The 24,091-nt window shown below is 33.4% G+C and carries 35 protein-coding genes; 30 read left to right on the top strand and 5 right to left on the bottom strand.

The window, feature by feature from the left end; translation table 11 throughout:
• The first annotated feature begins 39 nt into the window (after positions 1–39).
• The 22 genes from AAID94_08835 to secY all read left to right on the top strand — a co-directional run bounded on the left by AAID94_08835 (position 40) and on the right by secY (position 10,781).
• The gene (locus AAID94_08835) at positions 40–801 is read left to right on the top strand and encodes a pseudouridine synthase (GenBank protein ID XAK23923.1); all 762 of its coding nucleotides are present in this window, start codon (positions 40–42) and stop codon (positions 799–801) included.
• A 254-nt stretch (positions 802–1,055) separates the two neighbouring features.
• The gene (gene rpsJ / locus AAID94_08830) at positions 1,056–1,367 is read left to right on the top strand and encodes a 30S ribosomal protein S10 (GenBank protein XAK23922.1); all 312 of its coding nucleotides are present in this window, start codon (positions 1,056–1,058) and stop codon (positions 1,365–1,367) included.
• Between the two features lie 9 nt (positions 1,368–1,376).
• A complete protein-coding gene (gene rplC, locus AAID94_08825; GenBank protein ID XAK23921.1) occupies positions 1,377–1,952 on the top strand; it encodes a 50S ribosomal protein L3 in 576 nt (191 codons plus the stop codon).
• Complete coding sequence (rplD, locus tag AAID94_08820; protein XAK23920.1) at positions 1,949–2,563, top strand: 50S ribosomal protein L4; 615 nt, start codon at positions 1,949–1,951, stop codon at positions 2,561–2,563. The genes rplC and rplD overlap by 4 nt, the downstream gene beginning before the upstream one ends.
• A 2-nt stretch (positions 2,564–2,565) precedes the next feature.
• On the top strand, positions 2,566–2,847 hold the full coding sequence (locus tag AAID94_08815) for a 50S ribosomal protein L23 (GenBank protein XAK23919.1): 282 nt from the start codon (positions 2,566–2,568) through the stop codon (positions 2,845–2,847).
• Between the two features lies 1 nt (position 2,848).
• Complete coding sequence (gene rplB / locus AAID94_08810; protein ID XAK23918.1) at positions 2,849–3,679, top strand: 50S ribosomal protein L2; 831 nt, start codon at positions 2,849–2,851, stop codon at positions 3,677–3,679.
• Position 3,680: 1 nt separating this feature from the next.
• Positions 3,681–3,962, top strand: a complete 282-nt coding sequence (gene rpsS / locus AAID94_08805) for a 30S ribosomal protein S19 (protein ID XAK23917.1) — start codon at positions 3,681–3,683, stop codon at positions 3,960–3,962.
• 10 nt (positions 3,963–3,972) lie between these two features.
• Complete coding sequence (gene rplV, locus AAID94_08800; GenBank protein ID XAK23916.1) at positions 3,973–4,380, top strand: 50S ribosomal protein L22; 408 nt, start codon at positions 3,973–3,975, stop codon at positions 4,378–4,380.
• Positions 4,380–5,081 (top strand): 30S ribosomal protein S3, encoded by a 702-nt coding sequence (gene rpsC / locus AAID94_08795; GenBank protein ID XAK23915.1) that lies wholly within the window; start codon positions 4,380–4,382, stop codon positions 5,079–5,081. Before rplV ends, rpsC begins: the two co-directional genes overlap by 1 nt.
• Positions 5,082–5,083: 2 nt before the next feature.
• Positions 5,084–5,509, top strand: coding sequence for a 50S ribosomal protein L16 (gene rplP, locus AAID94_08790; protein XAK23914.1), 426 nt, complete (start codon positions 5,084–5,086; stop codon positions 5,507–5,509).
• Entirely contained in the window at positions 5,496–5,681 is a 186-nt protein-coding gene (gene rpmC, locus AAID94_08785; protein ID XAK23913.1) for a 50S ribosomal protein L29, read from the top strand. Before rplP ends, rpmC begins: the two co-directional genes overlap by 14 nt.
• A 9-nt stretch (positions 5,682–5,690) precedes the next feature.
• Positions 5,691–5,942: a 30S ribosomal protein S17 gene (gene rpsQ / locus AAID94_08780; protein XAK23912.1), complete on the top strand. Its 252-nt coding sequence runs from the start codon at positions 5,691–5,693 to the stop codon at positions 5,940–5,942.
• A complete protein-coding gene (rplN, locus tag AAID94_08775) occupies positions 5,942–6,310 on the top strand; it encodes a 50S ribosomal protein L14 (protein ID XAK23911.1) in 369 nt (122 codons plus the stop codon). Before rpsQ ends, rplN begins: the two co-directional genes overlap by 1 nt.
• Entirely contained in the window at positions 6,310–6,543 is a 234-nt protein-coding gene (rplX, locus tag AAID94_08770; GenBank protein ID XAK23910.1) for a 50S ribosomal protein L24, read from the top strand. The genes rplN and rplX overlap by 1 nt, the downstream gene beginning before the upstream one ends.
• A 6-nt stretch (positions 6,544–6,549) precedes the next feature.
• Entirely contained in the window at positions 6,550–7,092 is a 543-nt protein-coding gene (gene rplE, locus AAID94_08765) for a 50S ribosomal protein L5 (protein XAK23909.1), read from the top strand.
• A gap of 1 nt (position 7,093) precedes the next feature.
• Positions 7,094–7,279 (top strand): type Z 30S ribosomal protein S14, encoded by a 186-nt coding sequence (locus AAID94_08760; protein ID XAK23908.1) that lies wholly within the window; start codon positions 7,094–7,096, stop codon positions 7,277–7,279.
• A gap of 9 nt (positions 7,280–7,288) precedes the next feature.
• Complete coding sequence (rpsH, locus tag AAID94_08755) at positions 7,289–7,684, top strand: 30S ribosomal protein S8 (protein XAK23907.1); 396 nt, start codon at positions 7,289–7,291, stop codon at positions 7,682–7,684.
• Positions 7,685–7,761: 77 nt separating this feature from the next.
• Positions 7,762–8,298, top strand: coding sequence for a 50S ribosomal protein L6 (gene rplF / locus AAID94_08750; GenBank protein XAK23906.1), 537 nt, complete (start codon positions 7,762–7,764; stop codon positions 8,296–8,298).
• A 9-nt stretch (positions 8,299–8,307) separates the two neighbouring features.
• The gene (gene rplR / locus AAID94_08745) at positions 8,308–8,664 is read left to right on the top strand and encodes a 50S ribosomal protein L18 (GenBank protein ID XAK23905.1); all 357 of its coding nucleotides are present in this window, start codon (positions 8,308–8,310) and stop codon (positions 8,662–8,664) included.
• Positions 8,665–8,675: 11 nt separating this feature from the next.
• Positions 8,676–9,119: a 30S ribosomal protein S5 gene (gene rpsE, locus AAID94_08740; protein XAK23904.1), complete on the top strand. Its 444-nt coding sequence runs from the start codon at positions 8,676–8,678 to the stop codon at positions 9,117–9,119.
• Positions 9,120–9,123: 4 nt separating this feature from the next.
• Positions 9,124–9,516, top strand: coding sequence for a 50S ribosomal protein L15 (rplO, locus tag AAID94_08735; GenBank protein ID XAK23903.1), 393 nt, complete (start codon positions 9,124–9,126; stop codon positions 9,514–9,516).
• The gene (gene secY, locus AAID94_08730; protein ID XAK23902.1) at positions 9,516–10,781 is read left to right on the top strand and encodes a preprotein translocase subunit SecY; all 1,266 of its coding nucleotides are present in this window, start codon (positions 9,516–9,518) and stop codon (positions 10,779–10,781) included. The genes rplO and secY overlap by 1 nt, the downstream gene beginning before the upstream one ends.
• Positions 10,782–10,839: 58 nt before the next feature.
• On the opposite strand, the gene AAID94_08725 is transcribed toward secY, so the two are convergent.
• Positions 10,840–12,099 (bottom strand): MFS transporter, encoded by a 1,260-nt coding sequence (locus AAID94_08725; GenBank protein XAK23901.1) that lies wholly within the window; start codon positions 12,097–12,099, stop codon positions 10,840–10,842.
• Between the two features lie 242 nt (positions 12,100–12,341).
• On the opposite strand from AAID94_08725, the gene topA reads away from it, so the two are divergent.
• The 6 genes from topA to AAID94_08695 all read left to right on the top strand — a co-directional run bounded on the left by topA (position 12,342) and on the right by AAID94_08695 (position 19,474).
• Positions 12,342–14,444, top strand: coding sequence for a type I DNA topoisomerase (gene topA, locus AAID94_08720; protein XAK23900.1), 2,103 nt, complete (start codon positions 12,342–12,344; stop codon positions 14,442–14,444).
• A 2-nt stretch (positions 14,445–14,446) separates the two neighbouring features.
• Positions 14,447–15,283 carry a biotin synthase gene (locus AAID94_08715; GenBank protein ID XAK23899.1) on the top strand — a complete coding sequence of 279 codons (837 nt, stop codon included), beginning with the start codon at positions 14,447–14,449 and terminating at the stop codon, positions 15,281–15,283.
• Positions 15,264–16,439, top strand: coding sequence for a cation:proton antiporter (locus AAID94_08710; GenBank protein XAK23898.1), 1,176 nt, complete (start codon positions 15,264–15,266; stop codon positions 16,437–16,439). Before AAID94_08715 ends, AAID94_08710 begins: the two co-directional genes overlap by 20 nt.
• Before the next feature lie 129 nt (positions 16,440–16,568).
• The gene (locus AAID94_08705; GenBank protein XAK23897.1) at positions 16,569–17,837 is read left to right on the top strand and encodes a citrate synthase; all 1,269 of its coding nucleotides are present in this window, start codon (positions 16,569–16,571) and stop codon (positions 17,835–17,837) included.
• Positions 17,838–17,910: 73 nt separating this feature from the next.
• Complete coding sequence (locus AAID94_08700; GenBank protein ID XAK23896.1) at positions 17,911–18,675, top strand: 3'(2'),5'-bisphosphate nucleotidase CysQ; 765 nt, start codon at positions 17,911–17,913, stop codon at positions 18,673–18,675.
• 37 nt (positions 18,676–18,712) lie between these two features.
• Positions 18,713–19,474, top strand: coding sequence for a hypothetical protein (locus tag AAID94_08695; protein ID XAK23895.1), 762 nt, complete (start codon positions 18,713–18,715; stop codon positions 19,472–19,474).
• 6 nt (positions 19,475–19,480) lie between these two features.
• On the opposite strand, the gene AAID94_08690 is transcribed toward AAID94_08695, so the two are convergent.
• The 4 genes from AAID94_08690 to AAID94_08675 all read right to left on the bottom strand — a co-directional run bounded on the left by AAID94_08690 (position 19,481) and on the right by AAID94_08675 (position 21,685).
• Positions 19,481–19,654: a hypothetical protein gene (locus tag AAID94_08690; protein ID XAK23894.1), complete on the bottom strand. Its 174-nt coding sequence runs from the start codon at positions 19,652–19,654 to the stop codon at positions 19,481–19,483.
• A 113-nt stretch (positions 19,655–19,767) separates the two neighbouring features.
• Positions 19,768–20,544, bottom strand: coding sequence for a UDP-N-acetylmuramate dehydrogenase (locus AAID94_08685; protein ID XAK23893.1), 777 nt, complete (start codon positions 20,542–20,544; stop codon positions 19,768–19,770).
• Positions 20,541–20,810 (bottom strand): flagellar biosynthesis protein FliQ, encoded by a 270-nt coding sequence (gene fliQ, locus AAID94_08680; GenBank protein ID XAK23892.1) that lies wholly within the window; start codon positions 20,808–20,810, stop codon positions 20,541–20,543. Before fliQ ends, AAID94_08685 begins: the two co-directional genes overlap by 4 nt.
• Before the next feature lie 11 nt (positions 20,811–20,821).
• Positions 20,822–21,685, bottom strand: coding sequence for a menaquinone biosynthesis family protein (locus AAID94_08675; GenBank protein XAK23891.1), 864 nt, complete (start codon positions 21,683–21,685; stop codon positions 20,822–20,824).
• A 109-nt stretch (positions 21,686–21,794) separates the two neighbouring features.
• On the opposite strand from AAID94_08675, the gene recA reads away from it, so the two are divergent.
• Both recA and eno read left to right on the top strand, forming a co-directional pair.
• Positions 21,795–22,826 carry a recombinase RecA gene (recA, locus tag AAID94_08670; protein XAK23890.1) on the top strand — a complete coding sequence of 344 codons (1,032 nt, stop codon included), beginning with the start codon at positions 21,795–21,797 and terminating at the stop codon, positions 22,824–22,826.
• Complete coding sequence (gene eno, locus AAID94_08665; protein XAK23889.1) at positions 22,826–24,070, top strand: phosphopyruvate hydratase; 1,245 nt, start codon at positions 22,826–22,828, stop codon at positions 24,068–24,070. The genes recA and eno overlap by 1 nt, the downstream gene beginning before the upstream one ends.
• Positions 24,071–24,091 lie beyond the last annotated feature (21 nt).

Raw genomic sequence — 24,091 nt, 5'->3', positions numbered from 1 at the left:
TAGGGCGTTTTTCGCCCTTAAATTTTCACAGGAAATCAAATGAGAATCAATAAATTCATATCACACAATAGCCCTTATTCACGCCGCGAAGCTGATGAGCTTATCAAGCAAGGCTTGGTAAAAATAAACAACAAAATAGCCCTTTTAAGCGATGAAGTAAAGACAAACGATAAAGTCTTTGTTAAGGGTAAAGCTTTGCGTAAAAAAACGCAATTTAGCGTGATTATTTACCACAAGCAAAAGGGTGAAATTGTCAGCAAAAGAGATGATCGCGGAAGAAAAACTATCTATGATACCCTGCCAAAGCAGTTTAATACTTGGTTGAGTGTAGGAAGGCTTGACTTTGCTAGCGAAGGTTTGCTTTTGCTTACAGATTCTCCTGTGATTGCTCATGCTTTGATGAATAGTGATTTAGAAAGAGAATATTATCTTAAACTCAAAGGTGTGATCAATAAGCAAGTTATAGAAGCGATGCAAAACGGATTAGAAATTAAAAATGAAAAAAAAGGCGCACATGCAAAAACAAAGATTACTTCTATGAGTTTTGCTCCTTTTTTAGATTTTGAAATTTTTGGAACAAGTGGCGGATATACAAAGCTAAGAGTGATTATAAATGAGGGTAAAAATAGAGAGCTTAGACGCTTTTTTGGGCATTTTGACTTAGAAGTAATGGATCTTAAACGCGTTGCTTTTGGAGCCTTAGATCTTGGAATGCTAAAAGCAGGAAAACATCGCTATCTTGAAAATGGCGAATATGAAAAATTAAGAGATTTTTTAAAAGTCAATAATATATATTATTAATTATACTTTTATGTATGATTTTATTTAAATACATTATTAAAAATTATAGGGTTGAAATTCAAATATAAATACCAACTAGTAGTTTTTAAATTTAATTTCCATTTCACAATCAAAATATAATTATCATCCTTTTAAAAAGGAAAATAAATATATTTTTTTAAAATTTCCTTGACATTTAAAAGCCGAATTTACTATACTCACATTTCTATTTTTGGTTAGTTTTAAACTAACGAGTTCTTTTAAAAGGAAAATTTATGGAAAGAATCAGGCTTAAGCTAAAAGCTTATGACCATCGAGTACTAGACAGAACAGTTGCAGCAATCGTAGAAGCTGTCAAAAGAACAGGTGCGGATATCAGAGGTCCGATACCAATGCCTACTAAAATCAAACGCTATACAGTTTTAAAATCTCCACATATTAACAAAGATTCTCGTGAGCAGTTTGAGATAAGAATTCACGCGCGTATGCTAGATATAGTAGCAGCGACTCCAGATACAGTTGATTCTTTAACTAAGCTTGATTTAGCGCCAGAAGTTAGCGTTGAAGTAAGAGCTATGGGTAAATAAGGATAAAATATGGAATATATTGTAGAAAAAATAGGAATGAGTAGAACAATTGCTAATCCAAGTATCGCTGTCACTTTACTAAGAGTTGTGAATGCAAAAGTATGTGAAGTTGATAATGGTAAAGCTATCGTTGCATACTCAAAAGGAAAAGTAAACAATAAATGTGTTGCAGGACAACAAAAAAAATATAATCTTTCTGCAGAATTTAACAGATTTGCGACTTTAGAAGTAGCAAACACTGAAGCAGGAGATTTAGATGAAACTCCATTAAATGAAGCAAAAGTTTTAAAAGTAAGCTTCAATACCAAAGGTAGAGGTTATAGCGGTGTTATGAAAAGACATAACTTCGCAGGGGGTCCAGCAAGCCACGGTTCAAGATTTCATAGACGCCATGGATCTATCGGTAATAGAGAATGGCCAGGTCGCGTTCAACCAGGTATGAAAATGGCAGGACATTATGGAAATACTAAAGTAACTGTTAAAAACGAAGTTGTATCTTATGATGCTGAAAACAAAATTTTAGTAGTTAAGGGTGCAGTTCCAGGTTATAACGGTGCTATGGGTAAAATAAGGATTGCAAAATGAGTAAAGTAGTTGTTTTAAATGATAAATTAGAAAAAGCAGGCGAACTTGAATTACCTGCAAAATATGCAGAAGTAAATCCACACAATCTTTATTTATATGTAAAATCTTATCTCGCAAGCCTTAGAGCAAATACAGCTCATACTAAAGGTAGAAGTGATGTAAGCGGTGGTGGTAAAAAACCTTGGAGACAAAAAGGTCGTGGTGGCGCTAGAGCGGGTTCTACTAGAACGAATGTTTGGGTAGGCGGTGCGGTTGCTTTTGGTCCAACAAATGAAAGAAATTATTATCAAAAAGTAAATAAAAAGCAAAAAAGATTAGCGCTTGAAAGAGCTTTAGCTGATAAAGCAGCTAAGGGTGCACTTTTTACAGCAGATTCTTTAGCTATTGAAAGCGGTAAAACCAAAGATGCAAATGCAGTGATTAAAAAACTTGGTGTTAAAGATGCTTTGATTGTTAAAGATTTACTAGATGAAAAAACACTTCTAGCTTATAGAAATTTAGCAAACTGTTATGTAGTTGATATAAGCGAAGTTAATGCTTATTTGATATCCGTATTTAATGCTGTAATCATTGAAAAATCAGCGTTAGAATCTATTACAAAAGAGGGATAATTATGGCAGATATTACTGATATTAAAACAATACTTTATACTGAAAAAAGTTTAAATTTACAAGAACAAGGTGTCGTAGTTATCCAAACTTCACCAAAAATGACTAAAACAGGCTTAAAAGCAGTTTTAAAAGAATATTTTGGTGTAACTCCACAAAGCATCAATTCTTTAAGAATGGATGGAAAAGTAAAACGCTTTAGAGGTCGTTTGGGACAAAGAAATGACTATAAAAAATTCTATGTTAAGCTACCAGAAGGTGTTAGCTTAGAAAGTATGGAGGCTTAAGATGGCAATTAAAACTTATAAACCATATACTCCAAGTAGAAGATATATTACAGGTTTAAGTTCTGAAGATATTACAGCAAAACCAAGTGTACGCTCTTTACTTGTAAAACTTCCAGCACACGCAGGACGTAATAGCTACGGAAGAATTACAAGTCGTCATAAAGAAGCAGGAGCGAAAAAACTTTACAGAATTATCGATTTTAAACGCCGCAAATTTGGCATAGAAGGAAAAGTAGAAGCGATCGAATACGATCCATATAGAAATTGTAGAATTGCTTTGATTTCTTACAAAGATGGTGAAAAAAGATATATTCTTCAACCACGCGGACTAAGTGTTGGTGATATCGTTGCAGCTGCTGAAAGCGGACTTGATATAAAACCAGGTAATGCAATGAAACTTAAAAACATTCCTGTGGGTACTATTGTTCATAATGTTGAGTTAAAGCCAGGCAAAGGCGGTCAAATGATCCGCTCAGCAGGAGCTTATGCGCAACTTATGGGTAAAGAAGAAAAATATGTTATCTTAAGACTTGCAAGCGGTGAAATGAGACAAGTTCTAGCTGAATGTATGGCAAGCATAGGTGAAGTAGGTAACGAAGAATGGGCAAATGTGACTATCGGTAAAGCAGGTAGAAATCGCCACAGAGGTATCCGCCCACAAACTCGTGGTTCTGCAATGAACCCAGTAGATCACCCGCACGGTGGGGGTGAAGGTAAGAAAAATTCAGGCCGTCATCCAGTAACTCCATGGGGTAAACCAACCAAAGGTGCGAAAACGCGTCGTAAAAAAGCTAGCGATAAGCTAATAATTTCAAGAAGAAAAGGAAAGTAAGATGGCTAGATCACTAAAAAAAGGTCCTTTTGTTGATGATCATGTAATGAAAAAAGTCATCGCTGCTAAAAAGGCTAATGATAATAAACCTATTAAAACTTGGTCTAGAAGAAGTACTATCATTCCTGATATGATAGGTTTAACTTTCAATGTTCACAATGGCAAAAGTTTTATTCCCGTTTATATCACTGAAAATCATATCGGTTATAAACTTGGAGAATTTGCTCCAACACGCACATTTAAAGGCCATAAAGGTTCTGTGCAAAAGAAAATTGGTAAGTAAGGGATAAGATATGAGTAAAGCATTAATTAAATTCATAAGATTATCTCCAACTAAAGCAAGATTGATTGCTAGAGAAGTTCAGGGGATGAATGCAGAATTAGCTATGGCTAGTTTAAAATTTATGCCAAACAAGGGTGCTAAATATATAGCTAATGCAATTTCAAGTGCAGTAGCAAATGGCGGTTTTGAAGCAAATGAAGTAGTGGTAAAAAGTTGCCGTGTAGATGCTGGTGCTGTATTAAAAAGATTTAGACCGCGTGCTAGAGGAAGTGCAAGCCGTATCAGAAAACCTACTTCACACATCTTAGTAGAAGTAGCAAAAATGGAAGTTAAAACTGAAGCAAAAAAAGCAGTAGCTAAAAAAACTCCTGTTAAAAAAACAAGTACTAAAAAAGTAACGGCAGAAAAGGAAAGCTAATGGGACAAAAAGTAAATCCAATCGGTCTAAGACTAGGAATTAATAGAAACTGGGAATCAAGATGGTTTCCAACTAAAGCAAATTTAGTGGAAAATATCGGTGAAGATTACAAAATCAGAGCTTTCTTAAAAAGAAAACTTTATTATGCGGGAATCAGCCAAATTTTAGTAGAAAGAACTGCTAAAAAGCTTCGCGTAACTGTTGTAGCTGCAAGACCAGGTATTATCATTGGTAAAAAAGGTAGTGATGTTGATAATTTAAGAAAAGAACTACAAGATTTAATCGGCAAAGATGTAAATATCAACATCAAAGAAGAAAGAAAAGCGGGTGCTTCAGCTCAACTTGCTGCTGAAAGCGTTGCAACTCAACTTGAAAAAAGAATCGCTTTTAGAAGAGCAATGAAAAAAGTAATTCAAGGTGCGCAAAAAGCAGGTGCTAAGGGGATTAAAGTTTCAGTTTCTGGTCGTTTAGGCGGTGCTGAAATGGCAAGAACTGAATGGTATCTTGAAGGTCGTGTGCCACTTCATACTTTAAGAGCAAAAATCGATTACGGTTTTGCAGAGGCTAGAACTACTTATGGAAACATAGGTGTTAAAGTTTGGATCTTCAAAGGTGAAGTATTGCAAAAAGGCTTACAAGCTGAAAAAACAGAAGAAAGTGCTCCAGCTAAAAAGCAAAGACGCACAAGAAGGAGTAAATAATCATGTTAATGCCAAAAAGAACTAAATATCGCAAAATGATGAAAGGGCGTAACAGAGGTTATGCTAATCGCGGAACTGAATTTACTTTTGGTGAATTTGCATTAAAAGCAACTGAAGCAGGACGCATTAATTCACGCCAAATTGAAGCAGCTCGTATCGCATTAACTCGTTTTGTTAAAAGACAAGGTAAAACTTGGATTAGAGTTTTTCCAGATAAACCTTTAACTAAAAAACCTTTAGAAACTCGTATGGGTAAAGGTAAAGGTGCAGTTGAGGAATGGGTAATGAATATCAAGCCAGGTCGTATTATTTATGAAATGGCAGGTGTGAGCGAAGAAATGGCTAGAGAAGCATTGACTTTGGCTATGCATAAACTACCATTTAAAACTAAGTTTGTTACAAGAGAGAGCCAAAATGAAATATACTGAGATTAAAGACAAAACAGCAGCTGAGCTTGCAACAATGCTAAAAGAAAAAAAGGTGCTTTTATTCACTTTAAAACAAAAGCTAAAAACAATGCAACTTACTAATCCAAAAGAGATTAGCGAAGTTAGAAAAGACATTGCTAGAATCAATACAGCAATTAACGCTTTAAAATAAGGATAAAAAATGGCATTTAAAAGAGAAATACAAGGCGTTGTTGTGAAAATCGCAGGTGAGAAAACAGCGAGTATTTTGGTTGAAAGAAAAGTGGTTCATCCAAGATATAGAAAAATTGTTAAACGCTTTAAAAAATATCTAATTCATGATGAGAGAAATGAAGTTAAAGTGGGAGATACCGTTGTAGCGGTTGAATGCAGACCACTTTCTAAAAGAAAATCATTTCGCTTAAAATCTGTATTAGCTACAGGAGTTGAGTAATGATTCAAAGTTTTACAAGACTTGCAGTTGCTGATAATAGCGGTGCAAAAGAATTAATGTGTATTAAAGTTTTAGGTGGTAGTAAAAGAAGATATGCTACTGTAGGCGATGTAATTGTTGCATCTGTAAAAAAAGCTTTACCAAATGGTAAGGTAAAAAAAGGTCAAGTAGTAAAAGCAGTTATTGTTAGAACTAAAAAAGAAATTCATAGAGATAATGGTTCTTTAATTCGTTTTGATGAAAATGCTGCGGTTATTCTTGATAACAAAAGAGAGCCTATCGGAACTCGTATCTTTGGGCCAGTGGGTAGAGAAGTTAGATATGGTGGCTTTATGAAAATTGTTTCACTAGCACCGGAGGTATTATAATGGCGGTTAAATTAAAGATTAAAAAAGGTGATAGCGTTAAGGTTATCACAGGTGATGACAAAGGCAAGACAGGTAAAGTGTTAGCAGTATATCCAAAAACACTTAAAGTGGTTGTTGAGGGATGTAAGATTGCTAAAAAAGCTATAAAACCTAGTGAAAAAAATCCAAATGGTGGTTTTATCAATAAAGAAATGCCAATGGATATTTCTAATGTGGCAAAAGTTCAGGAGTAAGCGACGATGAGATTGAAAGAAAAATACGATCAAAGCATCAAACCTGCTTTGGTAAAAGAATTTGATATTAAAAATCCTATGCTTATCCCTGCGATAGAAAAAATCGTTATTAGCGTAGGTGCGGGTGAGCTTGCTAAAGATCAAAAAGTATTGCAAAATGTTGCAGATACTATTTCTTTGATAGCAGGACAAAAAGCTGTGATCACCAAAGCTAAAAAATCAGTTGCAGGATTTAAAGTGCGTGAAGGTTTTCCTGTAGGTGTAATGGTAACTTTAAGAAAAGAAAATATGTTTGCTTTTCTTGATAAATTAATTTCTATTGCTTTACCAAGAGTGAAAGACTTTAGAGGTTTAAGTAGAGATGGTTTTGATGGAAGAGGAAACTACAATTTCGGACTTGATGAGCAGTTGATGTTCCCAGAAGTTGAGTATGATAAAATTTTAAGAACTCATGGTATGAACATTTCTATAGTTACAACAGCACAAAACGATAAAGAGGCACAAAAGTTATTAGAACTTATCGGTGTGCCATTTACAAAAGGAAAGTAAGATGGCTAAAAAATCAATGATTGCAAAAGCGGCACGCAAACCTAAATTTAAAGTAAGAGGCTATACAAGATGCCAAATTTGTGGGCGTCCGCATTCGGTTTATAGAGATTTTGGAATTTGTAGAGTTTGCCTAAGAAAAATGGGCAATGAAGGCTTGATTCCAGGTCTTAAAAAAGCAAGCTGGTAAGGAAATAAAATGATAAATGATATAATTTCAGATTCACTAACAAGAATTCGCAATGCCGGAATGAGAAAGCTTGAAACAACCAAGCTTTTGCATTCTAAAGTTGTTGAAGCTTTAGTTGGAATTTTTCAAGCTAAAGGATATATTGAAAGTTTCAATGTTATCGAAGAAGATAAAAAGAAATTTATCAATGTAGTTTTAAAATATGACGAAAAAGGTAAAAGCGTTATCAATGAACTTAAAAGAGTTTCTAAACCAGGTCGTCGTGTTTATAAGGGTAAAGAAGAAATTAAAAGATTTAAAAACGGTTATGGTACTATCGTAGTTAGCACAAGTCGTGGCGTTTTAGCAAACGATGAAGCTTATAAAGCGGGTGTTGGCGGCGAAATTTTATGTACCATTTGGTAAAAATCTGCTTTTTATGGCATTGGGTATCCATTCTTTTAAAAAAGTAGAAATATCCTAGACAAATAAAAAGGAAAAATATGTCTCGTATAGGTAAACAACCAATCGCTATCCCTAGTGGAGTAGAGGTTAAATTAGAAGGAAATTTGCTTAAATTTAAAAAAGGAAATTTAGCAAAAGAGCTTGATACAAAAGCGAATGTAAATGTTGAGATTAAAGATAATAACATTCTTTTTTCTCCTAAAGGTGAAGACAGACAAAGTAGAGCATATTGGGGAACTTATAGAGCTTTAGCTTACAATATCGTTGTAGGCTTAACTCAAGGTTTTTCAAAAACTCTTGAAATCAACGGAGTGGGTTATAAAGCTGCTTTAAAAGGTAAAGTTTTAGAATTAAGCCTCGGTTTTTCACATCCTATCAACTATGATATTCCAGAAGGAATTGAAATCACTGTAGATAAAAACAATGTTATCATTAAAGGAAGTGATAAGCAAGTAGTAGGACAAGTTGCTGCTCAAATTCGTGAATTTAGACCACCTGAGCCATATAAAGGAAAAGGCGTTAAGTATTCTGATGAACGCATTATCCGCAAAGCTGGTAAGACATCTAAAAAGTAAGGATAGGCAATGAGAGCAAATGTACTAAAAAGAAAACTAATTTTAAGAATTAAAAGAAAAAAAAGAATTAGAGCAAAAATTTCAGGATGTGAAAGCTTCCCAAGAATTTCTGTTTTTAAATCAAATAGAACTCTTTATATCCAAGCGATTGATGATGTTAAAGCTGTAACTTTAGCAGCAGTAGATGGACGCAAACTTGGCGTTAAAGCAAACAAAGAAGGTGCTAAAAAAATCGCTGCTGAATTTGCTAAAGTGTTAAAAGCTAAACAAATAGAACAAGCTGTGTTTGATAGAAATGGTTATGTATATCACGGAGTAATTGCAGCATTAGCTGAATCTTTAAGAGAAAATGGTATTAGGCTATAAGGGGTAAATCGATGGAAAAATATAATAGAGAAGAATTTGAAGAAGTAATCGTCGATATCGGCAGAGTTACTAAGGTTGTTAAAGGTGGTAGAAGATTTAGATTTACTGCTTTAGTTATTGTTGGAAACCGCAAAGGTTTAGTAGGTGTTGGTTATGGCAAGGCTAAAGAAGTTCCTGATGCTATTCGCAAAGCAGTTGATGATGCATTTAAAAATATCGTTGAAGTGAAAACTAAAGGATCAACTATTGCTCATGATGTTGAAGTAAAATACAACGCAAGTAGAATTTTACTTAAACCAGCTAGCGAAGGTACAGGAGTTATCGCGGGTGGTTCTACTCGTCCTATCGTAGAGCTTGCGGGTATTAAAGATATCTTAACTAAGTCTTTAGGTTCAAATAACTCAGCTAACGTGGTTCGTGCTACAATCAAAGCTTTAACAATGCTAAAAGGATAAGAAGATGAATTTGACAAAAGCAGCGGGATCAACGCATAAAACCAAAAGAATAGGCCGTGGCCAAGGAAGTGGAATGGGTAAAACCGCCACTAAAGGGGGCAAAGGTCAAACCGCTAGAAAGGGTTATAATGAAAAAAGAGGTTTTGAAGGAGGTCAGCAACCTCTTCAAAGAAGATTACCAAAAGTTGGTTTTACTTCTAAAATTGCAAAACCTTATGTGATTAATGTTGAAAAAATCACAGCCGTAAAAGAACTTAATGAAATTACAATTGAAAGCATCAAAAGCGTTCATAAAATTTCAAAGTCTGTTACTAAAATTAAATTAATTGGTGCAAGCGCAAAAGACTTAGCATCAAAAATTAAAGACGAGAATATCAGCGTCACCGGATCAAAATAATGAATAGGGCATTGACGAATAAGATTTTAATCACCTTAGCTTTCTTGTTTGCTTATAGGGTTCTGGCTTATGTGCCAGTTCCTGGCGTCAATGCTGATGTGATTGCAGAATTTTTTAACGATAATCAAAACAATGCTTTGGGTTTATTTAATGTTTTTAGTGGTGGGGCGGCAGAACGCTTTTCTATCATCTCTTTAGGTATTATGCCTTATATTACTGCTTCGATTATCATGGAGCTTTTAGCAGCTACTTTCCCAAATATCGGTAAAATGAAAAAAGAACGCGATGGTATGCAAAAATATATGCAAATTATCCGTTATGCAACTATAGTAATCACTTTAGTTCAAAGTATCGGTGTGGCTATAGGGCTTCAAAGCTTACACGGAAGAGGTGGAGCAGGCGCTATAATGATAGAAAATTTAAATATGTTTATTGCGCTTTGTGCAATTTCTATGCTTGCAGGAACTATGCTTTTGATGTGGATAGGGGAACAAATCACACAAAGAGGTATAGGAAATGGTATTTCTTTGATTATTTTTGCAGGTATTGTTTCAGGAATTCCAAGAGCTATTTCGGGTACAGTAGGACAGATTAATTCAGGCGAAATGAATTTCTTAACCGCTTTTGTTATCCTTGCTTTGATTTTAATCACTATCGGTGTGATTATATATGTAGAGCTTGGAGAAAGAAGAATTCCTATTTCTTACTCGCGTAAAGTAGTAATGCAAAATCAAAATAAGCGTATTATGAATTATATTCCAATTAAAATCAATTTAAGTGGAGTTATTCCGCCAATTTTTGCAAGTGCAATTTTAATGTTTCCTACGACTATTTTGCAAACAAGTACAAATCCGTATTTGCAAGCTATCAATGACTTTTTGAATCCAAATGGTTATCTATTTCATGTTTTGACTTTCTTGTTTGTGATTTTCTTTGCGTATTTTTATGCTTCTATAGTATTTAATGCTAAGGATATAGCGGAAAATCTTAAAAAACAAGGAGGTTTTATCCCTGGAATTCGTCCAGGCGAAGGGACAGCAAATTATCTTAATGAAGTAGCTTCTCGTCTTACTTTATCGGGTTCTATTTATTTAGGACTTGTAGCAACCTTGCCTTGGGTTTTGGTTAAGTTTATGGGTGTGCCTTTTAATTTTGGAGGCACTTCAGTATTGATTGTAGTTCAAGTTGCATTGGACACAATGAGAAAAATTGAAGCTCAAATTTATATGAACAAATACCAAACCTTAAATGCAATAGGTTTGTAAATCTTTAACACAAGGAGATAGCTCCTTGTGTTTTATACTCTTACTATAAAAACAATTTTTATCTTTGTTTTAAAAATAGAAATACGATACAAACTACAAAATTTAAAATAGCCCATATCAAAAAAGCATCAACAAGCCCTAATTGTCTTACTATAGGCTGAGAGATAATCGGACTTAAAAATTGCCCTAAAAATATACAGCTAGCTAAAATTCCATAAGCTCTAGCTCGTGCATTTTCAGGACAGATTGAAAAAAGATAAGCGGTGTTATTTACAAGCATGATGCCTCCGCCCATTCCAAGCAAGGCTAAGGCAAATAAAACAGCGATAAAATCATCAATCAAAAAGAGTATTAAAAAAGAACAACCCACGATAAATAAAGTAGCAACATAAATCGTTTTAATGCTTAAAAAACGCATGATATATTTATAACTTAGAGAAAAAATACCATAACAAAGCGCAGAGATCGACATTGAGATTCCTATAAATTTGGGATCTAAGCCTAGATGCTCTTCTATATAATAAGGAAGTTGTGTAGGAGAAATATAATAAACCACCATGATAAAAAATCCTATAAAATAAATAGGAAAAAATTTCCAGTAATTGGTTTTTTCTTCTATCTTTGTATGATTGTAAAATTTAAATTTTCTTGGCTCAAAAAGATAAATCATCGCTACTAGGGTGATTAAAATTCCAAGCCCATAAACCAAAAAAGGATAGCGCCAAGAATAACTTGAAACAAAACCCGCTATAGAGATAAATATTGCACCACCTACCGCACAAAAAAAGCCTTGAAGACTTAAGGCATTTTCTCTACGGTTAAAGCCACCACGACTGTAATAATCCCCCAGCAAAGCCGATGCACCTGTCATTATAAAAGCCGTTGCCATCCCAAAAATAGCTCTTGAAGTAAGTATGGCATAGATATTATTTAAGAAAAAACCACTTACTCCAGCAAGTGTCCAAACAACCATCGCAGGAAAAACAAATTTTAATTTACCCAACTTATCCATTAAAATTCCCGCAAAAGGAGATAAAATCACAACGAAAATAGCAGGTAGGGTTAATACTAAACGCACTAAAATATCAAGATGTGCCAAGGTAAAATTTGTTTCTACGCTAGCACCTGATTGGATTAAAATATCTTCAAAATGTCTATTGATTGCAGGTAGTGCTGATGAGATTACCACACTTCCTAGCATAGTCATTGCCGCCATTGAAAATACCGCGATTTTAAAGCCTGATTTTTCCGTGATCTCAACCATTTTTTTATCTAATTTTGTATCATTGGGGTGAAATTTATAAGATTTTTTCTTCATATGTGGACCTTTTTTGGTTTTATTATACTCCAAAAATTTTCTTTTGTATTTAAAGTTACTTCTATTTGTAATTTATACCTTCCATTTTTCATCTGTATGGGTAAAATATCTTTCACTATAAGTAGAATTTCAAAAATTTTTAGCTAAATTCAGCTTTTAATTTTTTATAGGAATTATTTATCTTTAATTATTGATAGTATTTTTAGATAACAAGAAGATGAAATTTATAAAGGTAGTGATAAATGAAAAAAAATTTGATTATAGTCGAATCTCCTGCAAAAGCAAAAACTATAGGCAATTTTCTAGGTAAAGAATATGAGGTCATAGCTTCTAAAGGACATATAAGGGATTTGCCTAAATCAAGTTTTGGTATAAAAATAGAAAACGATGAATTTATCCCCGAGTATAGAATTACAAGTGATCATAGCGCTTTGGTTAAAGAGCTTAAGGAAAAAGCAAAGAGAGCAAAAGAGATTTATTTAGCAACCGATGAGGATAGAGAGGGTGAGGCTATAGCTTATCATATCGCAAAAGCTATAGGTAAAGATGAAAATGTTTTACCGCGTATCGTTTTTCATGAGATCACTAAAAATGCTATCGAAAATGCTTTAAAAAATCCTAGAAAACTGGATATGAATTCTGTCAATGCTCAGCAAACTAGGCGTTTGTTAGATCGTATTGTAGGGTATAAATTAAGTCCTTTACTAGGACAAAAAATTCAAAGAGGCTTAAGCGCGGGTCGTGTTCAAAGTGCAGCTTTAAAGATTATCGTTGATCGTGAGAAAGAAATTCGTGCTTTTGTTCCTTTAGAATATTTTAGTATAGATATGACTTTTCAAAAAGATTTAGATGCAGAGCTTGTCGAATTTGATAAAGCAAAGATAGAAAAGCTTACTCTTACAAATAAAGATCGTGCAAAGCTTGTTTTTGAAGCGTGTAAAAATGAAAATTATGCTATAAGCGATATAGAAAGCAAAGAAAGAAAAATTGCTCCACCTCCACCTTTTATGACTTCAACTCTACAACAAAGCGCAAGCAATCGTTTGGGATTTAACCCTAAAAAAACTATGATGATAGCCCAAAAGCTTTATGAAGGAGTAAATACCCATGAGGGTGTGATGGGGGTTATTACCTATATGAGAACAGATAGTTTGAATTTAGCCAAAGAGGCAGTTGAAAATGCAAGAAAATTCATACAGATAAATTTTGGCAAAGACTATCTTCCAAGCAAAGCAAATGCTTATACTACAAAAGCTAAAGGCGCACAAGAAGCTCACGAAGCTATACGCCCTACTAATTTAAATTTTACTCCAGAAATCGCAGCTAAATTTTTAGATAAAGATGAATTAAAGCTCTATACGCTTATCTATAATCGTTTTTTAGCTTGTCAGATGAATCCTGCTATCTCTCAAACTCAAAATGTTTTTGCAAAAAATGACAGAGCAGTGTTTAAGATAAGTGGTAGGAAAATTCTTTTTGATGGGTATTATAAAGTTTATGGCGATATGGATAAGGATAAAATTTTGCCAAATCTTAAAATCGGTGAAAATTTAAAAGTGCAAAATTTAGAAATGAATTCACATTTTACAGAACCTCCTTCAAGATATTCTGAAGCTGGACTTGTGAAAAAACTTGAAAGCTTAGGTATAGGTCGTCCTTCAACCTATGCACCGACTATTTCTATACTTACAAGCCGTGATTATGTAAAAATCGATAAAAAACAACTCATTCCTAGTGAAGTTGCTTTTAGCGTAACTGAAGTGCTTGAAAAAAATTTTAGCGATATAGTAGATAGCAAATTTACTTCAAATCTTGAAAATACTTTAGATGAGATCGCAGAAGATAAAGCCAATTGGCAAGAAACTTTAAAAGAATTTTACTATCCTTTTATGAGAAAGGTTGAAGAAGGAAAAACAAAAATTGCAAGCCAAAAAACAGTGACTAAATTGGGTGAAAATTGCCCTGATTGTGGTGGTGAGCTTGCGATTAGAAGAGGGCGTTTTGGAGAATTTGTAGCTTGTTTAAATTTTCCAAAATGCAAGTATTCAAGAAATTTAAAAAATGAAAGCAAGAATGAAGCTGAAGTAAGTGCTAGCAAGGCTAAAGCAAAGGGTATAGGCATTACTTGTCCAAGTTGCAAAGAGGGTGAGATAGTGGAGCGCCTTTCAAAACGCGGTAAATTTTATGGTTGTAGCGCTTATCCAAAATGTAATTTTATAAGCAAATATAAACCAAGCGATGAAAAATGTGAAGAGTGTGGAGAGAATTTGGTGATAAAAGAGTTAAAAAAGGGTATATTCTTAGAATGTTTAAAATGTAAAATTAAAAAAGAAATAAAGGATTGATTATGAAAGTTATGCTTTGTGCTATTTCAAATATAGCAAGTGGAAATTGTTCTGAAGATTGTAAATACTGCACCCAAAGTGCTTATGTAAAAACAAATATACAAAAATATCGTCAAAAAGAAATTTCACAAATTGTTTTAGAGGCTAAGATAGCTAAGAAAAATGAAGCTTTGGGTTTTTGTTTGGTTACGGCAGGGCTTGGTCTTGATGATGAAAAACTCGAATATGTTTGCAAAGCAGCACATGCAGTGCAAAAAGAAGTACCCAATTTACTTCTTATAGCCTGTAATGGTATGGCAAGTGTGGAGCAATTAAAAGAGCTTAAAAAAGCAGGAATTTTCTCTTATAATCACAATCTTGAAGCTTCAAAAGAATTTTTTCCACAAATTTGCACCACTCATACTTGGGAAAGTAGATTTCAAACCAATTTAAACGCTAAAGAAGCAGGGCTTATGCTTTGTTGTGGTGGAATTTATGGTATGGGGGAAAGCGAAGAGGATAGGATAAGCTTGAGAAAATCATTGCAAGAATTGCAACCTTTTTCAACGCCTATTAATTTTTTCATTGCAAATGAAAATTTAAAATTGCAAGTCCCAAAATTAAGTGCTGATGAGGCTTTAAAAATTATAAGCGATACTAAAGAAGCTTTACCTGATACTGTAGTTATGGTAGCAGGAGGTCGTGAGGTGGTATTGCAAGAAAGACAATATGAAATTTTTAAAGCAGGCGCGGGTGCTATTGTAATAGGAGATTATCTCACTACAAAAGGCGAAGAGCCAAGTCGTGATATAGTAAAACTTAAAGAGATGGGATTTACTTTTGCATCCGAGTGTCATTGATTCACAGGGTTTAATCGATTTACAAATTCTTATTGTTATAGCTTTATGTTTACTATTTTCTCCACATATAGCTAAAATTTTGCGCTTGCCGATTTCAGCTACTGAAATTATTTTAGGGGCACTTATAGCGTATTTTGGTTTCATAGGCAAGAGTGAAAATTTTACTATTTTAGCTAATGTGGGTTTTTATTATCTTATGTTTATAGCGGGTATGGAAGTCAATTTACGCGCTTTTTTTAATATGGACAAAGAAGTTGCCAAAAAAAGCTTTTTTTATATCATTTTGCTTTATTCTTTTTCATCTGCTATAGTATGGATTTTTGAACTTTCTTTCGTGTTTGTTTTGATTATTCCGGTTATGAGTGTGGGGCTTTTATCCTTGCTTTATAAAGACTTTGGTAAAGAGTGTTACTGGCTTAATACAGCTATGATAGTAGCAACATTAGCTGAGGTTGTTTCCATAGTGCTTTTAACTATAGCTGGAGCTTTTTTACGCGAGGGAACGAATATTATTGATGTAGTACAAAGCATTTTATATCTTAATATATTTTTGGGTCTTTGTTTGCTTAGTTTTAAAATTTTGGGCGTACTTTTTTGGTGGTATCCCCAACTTAAAGTCGTACTGATGCCTTGGGAAGACAAAAATGAAAAAGATATAAGATTTTGTATGGCAATTTTTATTTTGATTATTGTGGCTATGATTATTACAAAACTTGAAATTGTTTTAGGTTCTTTTATCGCAGGCTCGTTTATCGCAACCTTTTTTGATCATAAAAAGGATTTAGAGCATAAACTTTCTAGTTTTGGACACGGCTTTTTAATCCCAATTTTTTTCATCCATATAGGAACTACTTTTGATCTTAAAATGATTTTGGAATACGAAATCGTACTTGATGCAATTTTACTTATGTTTGTAATGGTGGGTTTGAGAATTTTATGTGCCAGTGTTTTTTGGAAAAAAATTGGTTTTCAAAATATGATTTTATTTGGACTAAGTCATTCTATGCCTTTAACTCTTCTTATTGCTACAGCTACGCTAGGATACTCAGGAAAAGTTATCAGTGAAGAACTTTATTCGGCACTAATTTTAACGGCTCTATTTGAAGCTATTGTTGTGATGAGTGCGATTAAATTTATTTCAAATATTAAAAAGTAATCTAAATACCACAGGTTACTTTTTTACTCAAAAAGGTTAATGAATTTTTAAATTCTTGATAACGAAAAAGTTGAAAATCGCCTTTTTTAGCTAGAATTAGTAAAAGTAAAGATTAAAAAAGGAGCAAAAATGTCAAATTCTGTTACTGTAACTGACAATAGAAATGGTAAAAGCTATGAATTCCCTATATATGATGGTACTACTGGTCCAAGTGTTGTGGATATGGGTAGTTTTTATAAACAAACAGGAATGTTTTCTTATGATGAGGGTTTAACTTCTACAGCTACTTGTAAATCAAAAATTACTTATATTGATGGTGAAGAGGGTGTTTTAATGCACCGTGGTTATCCTATAGAGTGGCTTGCTGAAAATAAACTTTTTTTAGATGTAGTCCATCTTTTACTTTATAAAGAACTTCCAAGTAGCGAAAGACTCGAAGCTTTTAGATATGAGCTGAAAAAACGCTCTTATATACATGAGGGTATGCATCGTCTTTTTGATTCTTTCCCTGATAATGCTCATCCTATGGCAGTTTTACAAGGTGCTGTTTCATCACTTAGTGCTTTTTATCCTGATCATTTAAATATGAATGTTAGAGAAGAATACATGGAAATGGCAGCTAGAGTTGTGGCAAAAATTCCTACCATAGTGGCTGCTGCTTATCGTTATAAAAATGGTTTTCCTATGGCTTATCCAAATTTGGATCGTGGATTTACTGAGAACTTTTTATATATGTTAAGAACTTATCCTTATGATCATGTTGAACTTAAACCTATAGAAGTAAAAGCACTCGATACTGTATTTATGCTTCATGCTGATCATGAGCAAAATGCCTCTACTTCTACTGTTCGTGCTGTAGGTTCTACTCATGCGCATCCTTACGCATGTATTTCAGCAGGTATTGGAGCACTTTGGGGACATGCTCACGGAGGCGCAAATGAAGGTGTTATTAGAATGCTTGAAGAAATAGCTACTGTTGATAGAGTAGATGAATTTATTAAAAGAGCAAAAGATAAAAACGATCCATTCCGCTTGATGGGCTTTGGACATAGGGTTTATAAAAATTTTGATCCACGCGCCAAAGTGCTTAAAAAGCTTCGTGATCAACTAATTGATGAATTGGGTATTGATACGAATTTGATTAAGGTGGCAACTCGTATAGAAGAGATTGCTTTACAAGACGATTATTTTGTACAAAGAAATCTTTATCCAAATGTAGATTTTCATAGCGGCTTAATTTTAAAAGCTCTAGGAATTCCAAATGAAATGTTTGCAACGCTTTTCGTGATCGGACGTACACCAGGCTGGATAGCACAATGGATAGAGCAAAAAGAACAAGAAACACTAAAAATTGTTCGCCCAAGACAGCTTTATCTTGGAGAAACAAGTAAAATTTAAATGATTGTGTGAAATTAACTTTTTCACACAAACTTCTTATATAATTTCAAAAGAATATTTTGAAAGTCTTACAATGTTTAAACTCGATAATTTACTAAAAACCGCCATAGATGCTAGTAACGAAGCTTCTAAGGCTATTTTAAAAGAAAGAAAAAACCTACAAATTTGGCAAAAGCAAGATAAAACCCCCTTAACATCGGCCGATCTTGCTTCAAATGAAATTTTAAATGATATATTGGGAAAAACGGATATTAAAATTTTATCTGAAGAAGGATTGTTAAATCAAGAAGAAAGTAAAAATTTGCAAAGTTACTGGCTTATTGATCCGCTCGATGGTACAAGTGGATTTTTAAAAGGTAGTGATGAATTTTGCATTATGATCAGTTTGATTTATGAAGCTCGTCCTGTTTTAGCTCTTATAAAAAATCCTTCAAAAGGCGATATTTTTTACGCTCATCAAAATACTAGAGTTTATAAAAATGATAAAATTTTAGATACAAATGAGCAAGATTTTATAAACAATCAATCCAAAGCTCTTTTAAGCGTCAATCATCTTAGCAAAGAAGATGAAAATTTTGCCAAAAAATATCACTTAGAACCCATAAACATAGGATCAGGGCTTAAATTTTGCGCTATTTTAGAAGGTAAAGCGGGGATTTATAAGCGTTTTGAAAAGTTAAATAGTTGGGATATTTCAGCTGGAGATTTTTTAGTTAATCAAAATGGTGGTTTTATGGGAACTTTTTCTAAGGAAATGATTTTGTATTCTCCCTTAAATTATAAGTGCGAACCTTTTATTTGCGTTTCTCAAAAAAGTTTTTTAAATATATATACATAAAAACAGCATATAATTTTAAAATTATTAAAGGATAAAAATGAAAATTTTTTGTATTTTGCTTATAGGTATTTTATTAAATTCTAGTCTTTTTGCAAATAATTTTTCGCAAAAAAAAATTATCAAACTAGAACAGCAAGAAAGTTTTGAAATCATAGATCTTCAACAAAATGTTGCAAAACAAAATTTAGATCAGCAAAAAGGAATTTTTGATAGCTCTAGCTTGGTGGGTAAAAAAGAAAGTATTCGTAAAGATAATGATGTTGATTTTGCTATAGTTATGAGTTTTAGACAAAATTTTGGCTATACTTTAGATGGTTTTAGTATAAATGCTAAAGAGTTTTCTACTCTTTTTTCTAAGAATTTAGTAGATAATTTAAAATTAAATTTTGTAAATTCAGCCGCAAATGGTGTTTATCAAGATTCAAGAACCTTAGCCCGCTTTAGCCCTAAAGACTCTAAATTACTTAATGTATCTCCTTTTTTAAAAAAAGAAAAGGATAAAAGTCAAATTTATGCCAAATTTACAGACTATCTTGTGGTGATAAATTTAGATGATTTTTATGTAAATATCACAAATTATTTTGTCGCAATAACCAAAAATGCAGTAGCTAATATTAACTTCAAAGTTGTTTCTACAAGCAATGGCAAAATACTCATATCAAAAAATGTAAAATTAAATTTTGCACTTCATGCACAAGATCCTAGGATAAATTATCAAGAACTTGTAAATCAAATGCCAAATATGCTTGCTGAAGTTATAAACAAAGAGTTAGGAAAATTAAATTTAACAGTGCAATAAAAAAGCTTAATCGTTGATTTGCCTAATGCGATCTTGTAGTTCTTCTATGCTTAAAAATTCTTGTCTTAATTCTTTTGCGATTTCATGCGCGGTTATAGGATCAAGACTTGACAAAATTCTTTTAAGCTCGTAAGTGATTTGCCATTTAGTCATTTCTTCTAGGTTGATATTTATTTGCATGAATTATCCTTTTATCGTAAGAAAAAATTGTTTGATTGTAGCGTGAATTTGATTAAAAAATGCTATTTTTTCTAAAATCATACATAATTAAAAAAGAAGTATAAATTGAGTTTTTAAACGATAATCACTTCTTCTTCTAAATTTATACCAAATTCTTCAAAAACCTTTTTTTTGGCAAGCTCGATAAGAAAAATAGCATCTTCAAAACTCGCATTTTTTTTGTTGATTAAAAAATTCGCATGCTTATCGCTTAACATCGCACCTCCTTTACTAAAGCCCTTAAGTCCTACAGCTTCAATGAGTCTTCCCGCAAAATCTCCTTTTGGATTTTTAAAGATAGAGCCAAAGCTTGCTCCGCTAGGTTGATTGTTTCTTGCATTTTTTAAATTCTCATCTTTTATCTTATCAAAACCAAAACCGAGTTTAAATTCAGCCCAAAAAAAAGGCATATTTAAAGGACAAAAGCGGTAGCTAAAATCAATATTTTCGCGTAAAATTTCACCTTTTGAAGTGGCAATTTTGACTAAATTCTGACTGATGCACTCATCTTTAAGTCCTGCATTCATTTTTAAAAGTCCGCCAAGTGTACCAGGAATTTTGCTAAGGTATTCAAAACCATAAAGATTATTTTCTTTGGAAAAACGATATATTTGACTTGCTTTTGTCTTACAACCTATGCGAAGATGTAAAAAGTCTTTGTTTTGCTCTAAAATTTCAATAAAATTAAAATTATCGCTTAAAATTCCTATATTTTTAGGTTTAGGGCTTACAAGGAGATTGTTTGCACCGCCTATTAAAAAGCCATCAAATTCACGAATTTGATCCAAAACTTCAACCTCAAATTCGCCTCCAATCTTTACAGATGAATATTTTTTAAAATCGATAATCATTTGATAAAAGTTGGAATTTGATTTAAAATATTTTCAGTAAAATCAATCATTGTCGTAGTCATCCAAGGCATTAAAAAGATGATGACTATTACCACCAAGATAATTTTAGGTACAAAAGAAAGCGTCATTTCATTAATCTGTGTTGTAGCCTGAAAAATACTGATAATAAGCCCCGCGATAAGCCCTGCTAAAAGCATGGGCAAAGAAAGCAAAAGTGTGATTTTAAAGGTTTGCACTCCAAGAGCAACCAAGGTGCTTTCATCCATTTTAATCCTTTTTAAGAATTTCTAAATTCTTCATACTCGCTCGGGATAAGATAATCCTTAGCATGTATGATTTTATCATAAAATTTATAATCATATCCCAGTTTAAAAAGCACATCTACTGCTTTAAATTGCATTTCGTTCATACAGATGGAGTTTTTATTGGCATATAAATTCAAATAAGTATCAAGCTTTTTCTCATCAACGCGGATTAAATTTCTTTCCATCAGCATAGGGGCTAAAATGCGGCGATTAGAGTCTGCTATTTTTACAGCATTTGTAAGATCTCTTTCTATCTTGATAGCATCACTAAGTGGCAAAGAACGACGCAAAGCCATTCCGCCCAAAGGTAGGGGTAAATTTTCTTGTGCAAGTTCTAGCCATATATCCCAAATTTCAGCTTCTACACAAAGACTACTGTCAAATTCTAAAATGCTTTCATGGATTAAAACCCCTGCATCTACTTCGCCACTTAAAACCGCATTTTCAATCTCTAAGAAATTTTTATAAATGATTCTAGCTTCTGGATATTTCATACGAAAAATTAGAGCATTAGTAGTATTTGCACCACTTAATGCAACTTTAAAATTTCTTTTTAAATGTGTATTTTGTTTTTTGATAAGTTTTGGTCCATAACCCTCACCAAAACTTACTGCAGTGCGTAAAAGAGCGTATTCTTGAGCAATCAAAGGATAAAGTCCAAACGAGATTGCCGTAGCATCAAATTCATTTTTTAAAGCTAAATCATTTAAAGTTTGTATATCTAAAGCTGTATTTTTATAGTCAAAATCATTCCCTATCCATCCTAGTTTAATTGCCATATACATAAAAATATCATCAGCATCGGGTGAATGTGCGATTGTAATTGTTTTTTTCATAACTTTCCTAATTTTTAATGAAATAATTTTTATTCTATCAAAATAAACTATTATTTAATTTTATTTTGTTAAAATTCTAGCTAAAAATTTGCAATTTTTAAGGAAAATAATGGACGATAATAAGAAAAAATCGCTTGATGCTGCCTTAAAATCGCTCGATAAAGCTTTTGGCAAGGGCACTATTTTAAGGCTTGGAGATAAGGAAGTAGAGCAGATTGATAGCATAGGAACGGGTTCTGTAGGACTTGATCTTGCGCTTGGTATAGGCGGAATTCCAAAAGGAAGAATTATTGAAATTTATGGACCTGAAAGCTCGGGTAAAACAACGCTAACTTTACATATTATAGCAGAGTGTCAAAAAGCGGGTGGGGTTTGTGCCTTTATCGATGCTGAGCATGCTTTGGATGTAAAATATGCTAAAAATTTGGGCGTAGATACGGATAATCTTTATATTTCTCAACCTGATTTTGGTGAACAAGCTTTAGAGATCGTTGAAACCATAGCACGAAGTGGGGCTATAGATTTGATAGTTGTAGATAGCGTTGCAGCACTTACTCCAAAAGCTGAAATCGAAGGCGATATGGGAGATCAGCATGTAGGGCTTCAAGCAAGGCTTATGTCTCAAGCATTAAGAAAGCTTACAGGAATTGTCCATAAAATGAATACAACCGTGATTTTTATCAACCAAATTCGTATGAAAATTGGTGCTATGGGTTATGGAACTCCTGAAACAACAACAGGAGGAAATGCGCTTAAATTCTACGCTTCAGTGCGTTTAGATGTTAGAAAAGTGGCGACTTTGAAACAAAATGAAGAGCCTATTGGTAACCGTGTTAAAGTTAAAGTAGTAAAAAATAAAGTAGCACCTCCATTTAGACAAGCTGAATTTGATGTAATGTTTGGAGAAGGTTTAAGCCGTGAGGGTGAATTGATCGATTATGGTGTAAAACTTGATATAGTAGATAAAAGCGGTGCTTGGTTTTCTTACAAAGATAAAAAACTGGGTCAAGGTAGAGAAAATTCAAAAGCTTTCTTAAAAGAAAATCCAGAAATAGCCGATGAAATTACCAAAGAAATTCAAAATTCTATGGGTATAGAGGGTATGATTAGCGGTAGTGAAGATGAAGAAGGAGAAGAATAATGTTAGTAATTGAAGATGTTAGAGCATATGAAGTGCTTGATAGTAGAGGAAATCCAACCGTAAAAGCAGAAGTTGTACTTAGTGATGGAAGCATGGGTGCAGCTATTGTTCCAAGTGGTGCAAGTACAGGTTCTAAGGAGGCTTTAGAACTTCGTGATAACGATGAAAGATTTGGTGGAAAAGGTGTTTTAAAAGCAGTTTCTAATGTAAATGAAACTATAGCTGATGAAATTTTAGGACTAGATGCTTTAAATCAAGCTCAGCTTGATGATACTTTACGCGAGCTTGATGGTACAAACAATTACTCAAAATTAGGTGCAAATGCGACTTTGGGAGTATCTATGGCAACAGCGCGTGCAGCAGCAAATGCTTTAGGAGTGCCTTTATATCGTTATTTAGGGGGTGCAAATGCAAGTATTTTGCCTGTACCAATGTGTAATATTATCAATGGTGGTGCTCATGCAAGCAATAATATAGACTTTCAAGAATTTATGATCATGCCTTTTGGTTTCACAAGCTTTAAAGAAGCTTTGCGTTCAGTTTGTGAAATTTATGCGATCTTGAAAAAAGAGCTTGTAAATTTAGGACATTCTACAGCTTTAGGTGATGAAGGAGGTTTTGCTCCAAATTTAGCTAACAATACAGAGCCTATTGATCTTTTAATGACTTGTATTAAAAAAGCAGGTTATGAAAATCGTGTTAAAATCGCTCTTGATGTAGCAAGCACTGAATTTTTTAAAGAAGGCAAATACCACATGGAGGGCAAAGCTTTTTCAAGTGAAGATTTGATTGAACGCTATGTAGAGCTTTGTGCAAAATATCCAATTTGCAGCATTGAAGATGGTTTGGCTGAAAATGATTTTGAGGGCTGGATCAAACTTACTGAAAAATTAGGCAATAAAATTCAGCTTGTAGGCGATGATTTATTTGTAACAAATGAAGATATCTTAAGAGAAGGTATCATTAAAAAAATGGCAAATGCTGTGCTTATCAAGCCAAATCAAATTGGAACTATTACTCAAACTATGAGAACTGTTCGTTTAGCACAAAGAAACAATTATAAATGTGTGATGAGTCACAGAAGCGGTGAGAGTGAAGATGCTTTTATAGCAGATTTTGCTGTAGCTTTAAACACAGGGCAAATCAAAACAGGAGCTTTAGCAAGAGGTGAAAGAACTGCAAAATATAACCGCTTGCTTGAAATCGAGCTTGAAAGTGACGAATTTTTAGGAGAAAAACTCTGAGTGATTTACTCAAAGAATATG

It is taken from the genome of Campylobacter coli (assembly GCA_039516895.1).
GTDB classification, from domain to species: domain Bacteria; phylum Campylobacterota; class Campylobacteria; order Campylobacterales; family Campylobacteraceae; genus Campylobacter_D; species Campylobacter_D coli_B.
The sequence above is the reverse complement of the archived record's forward strand: the minus strand, read 5'-3'. Positions and strand labels throughout refer to the sequence as shown.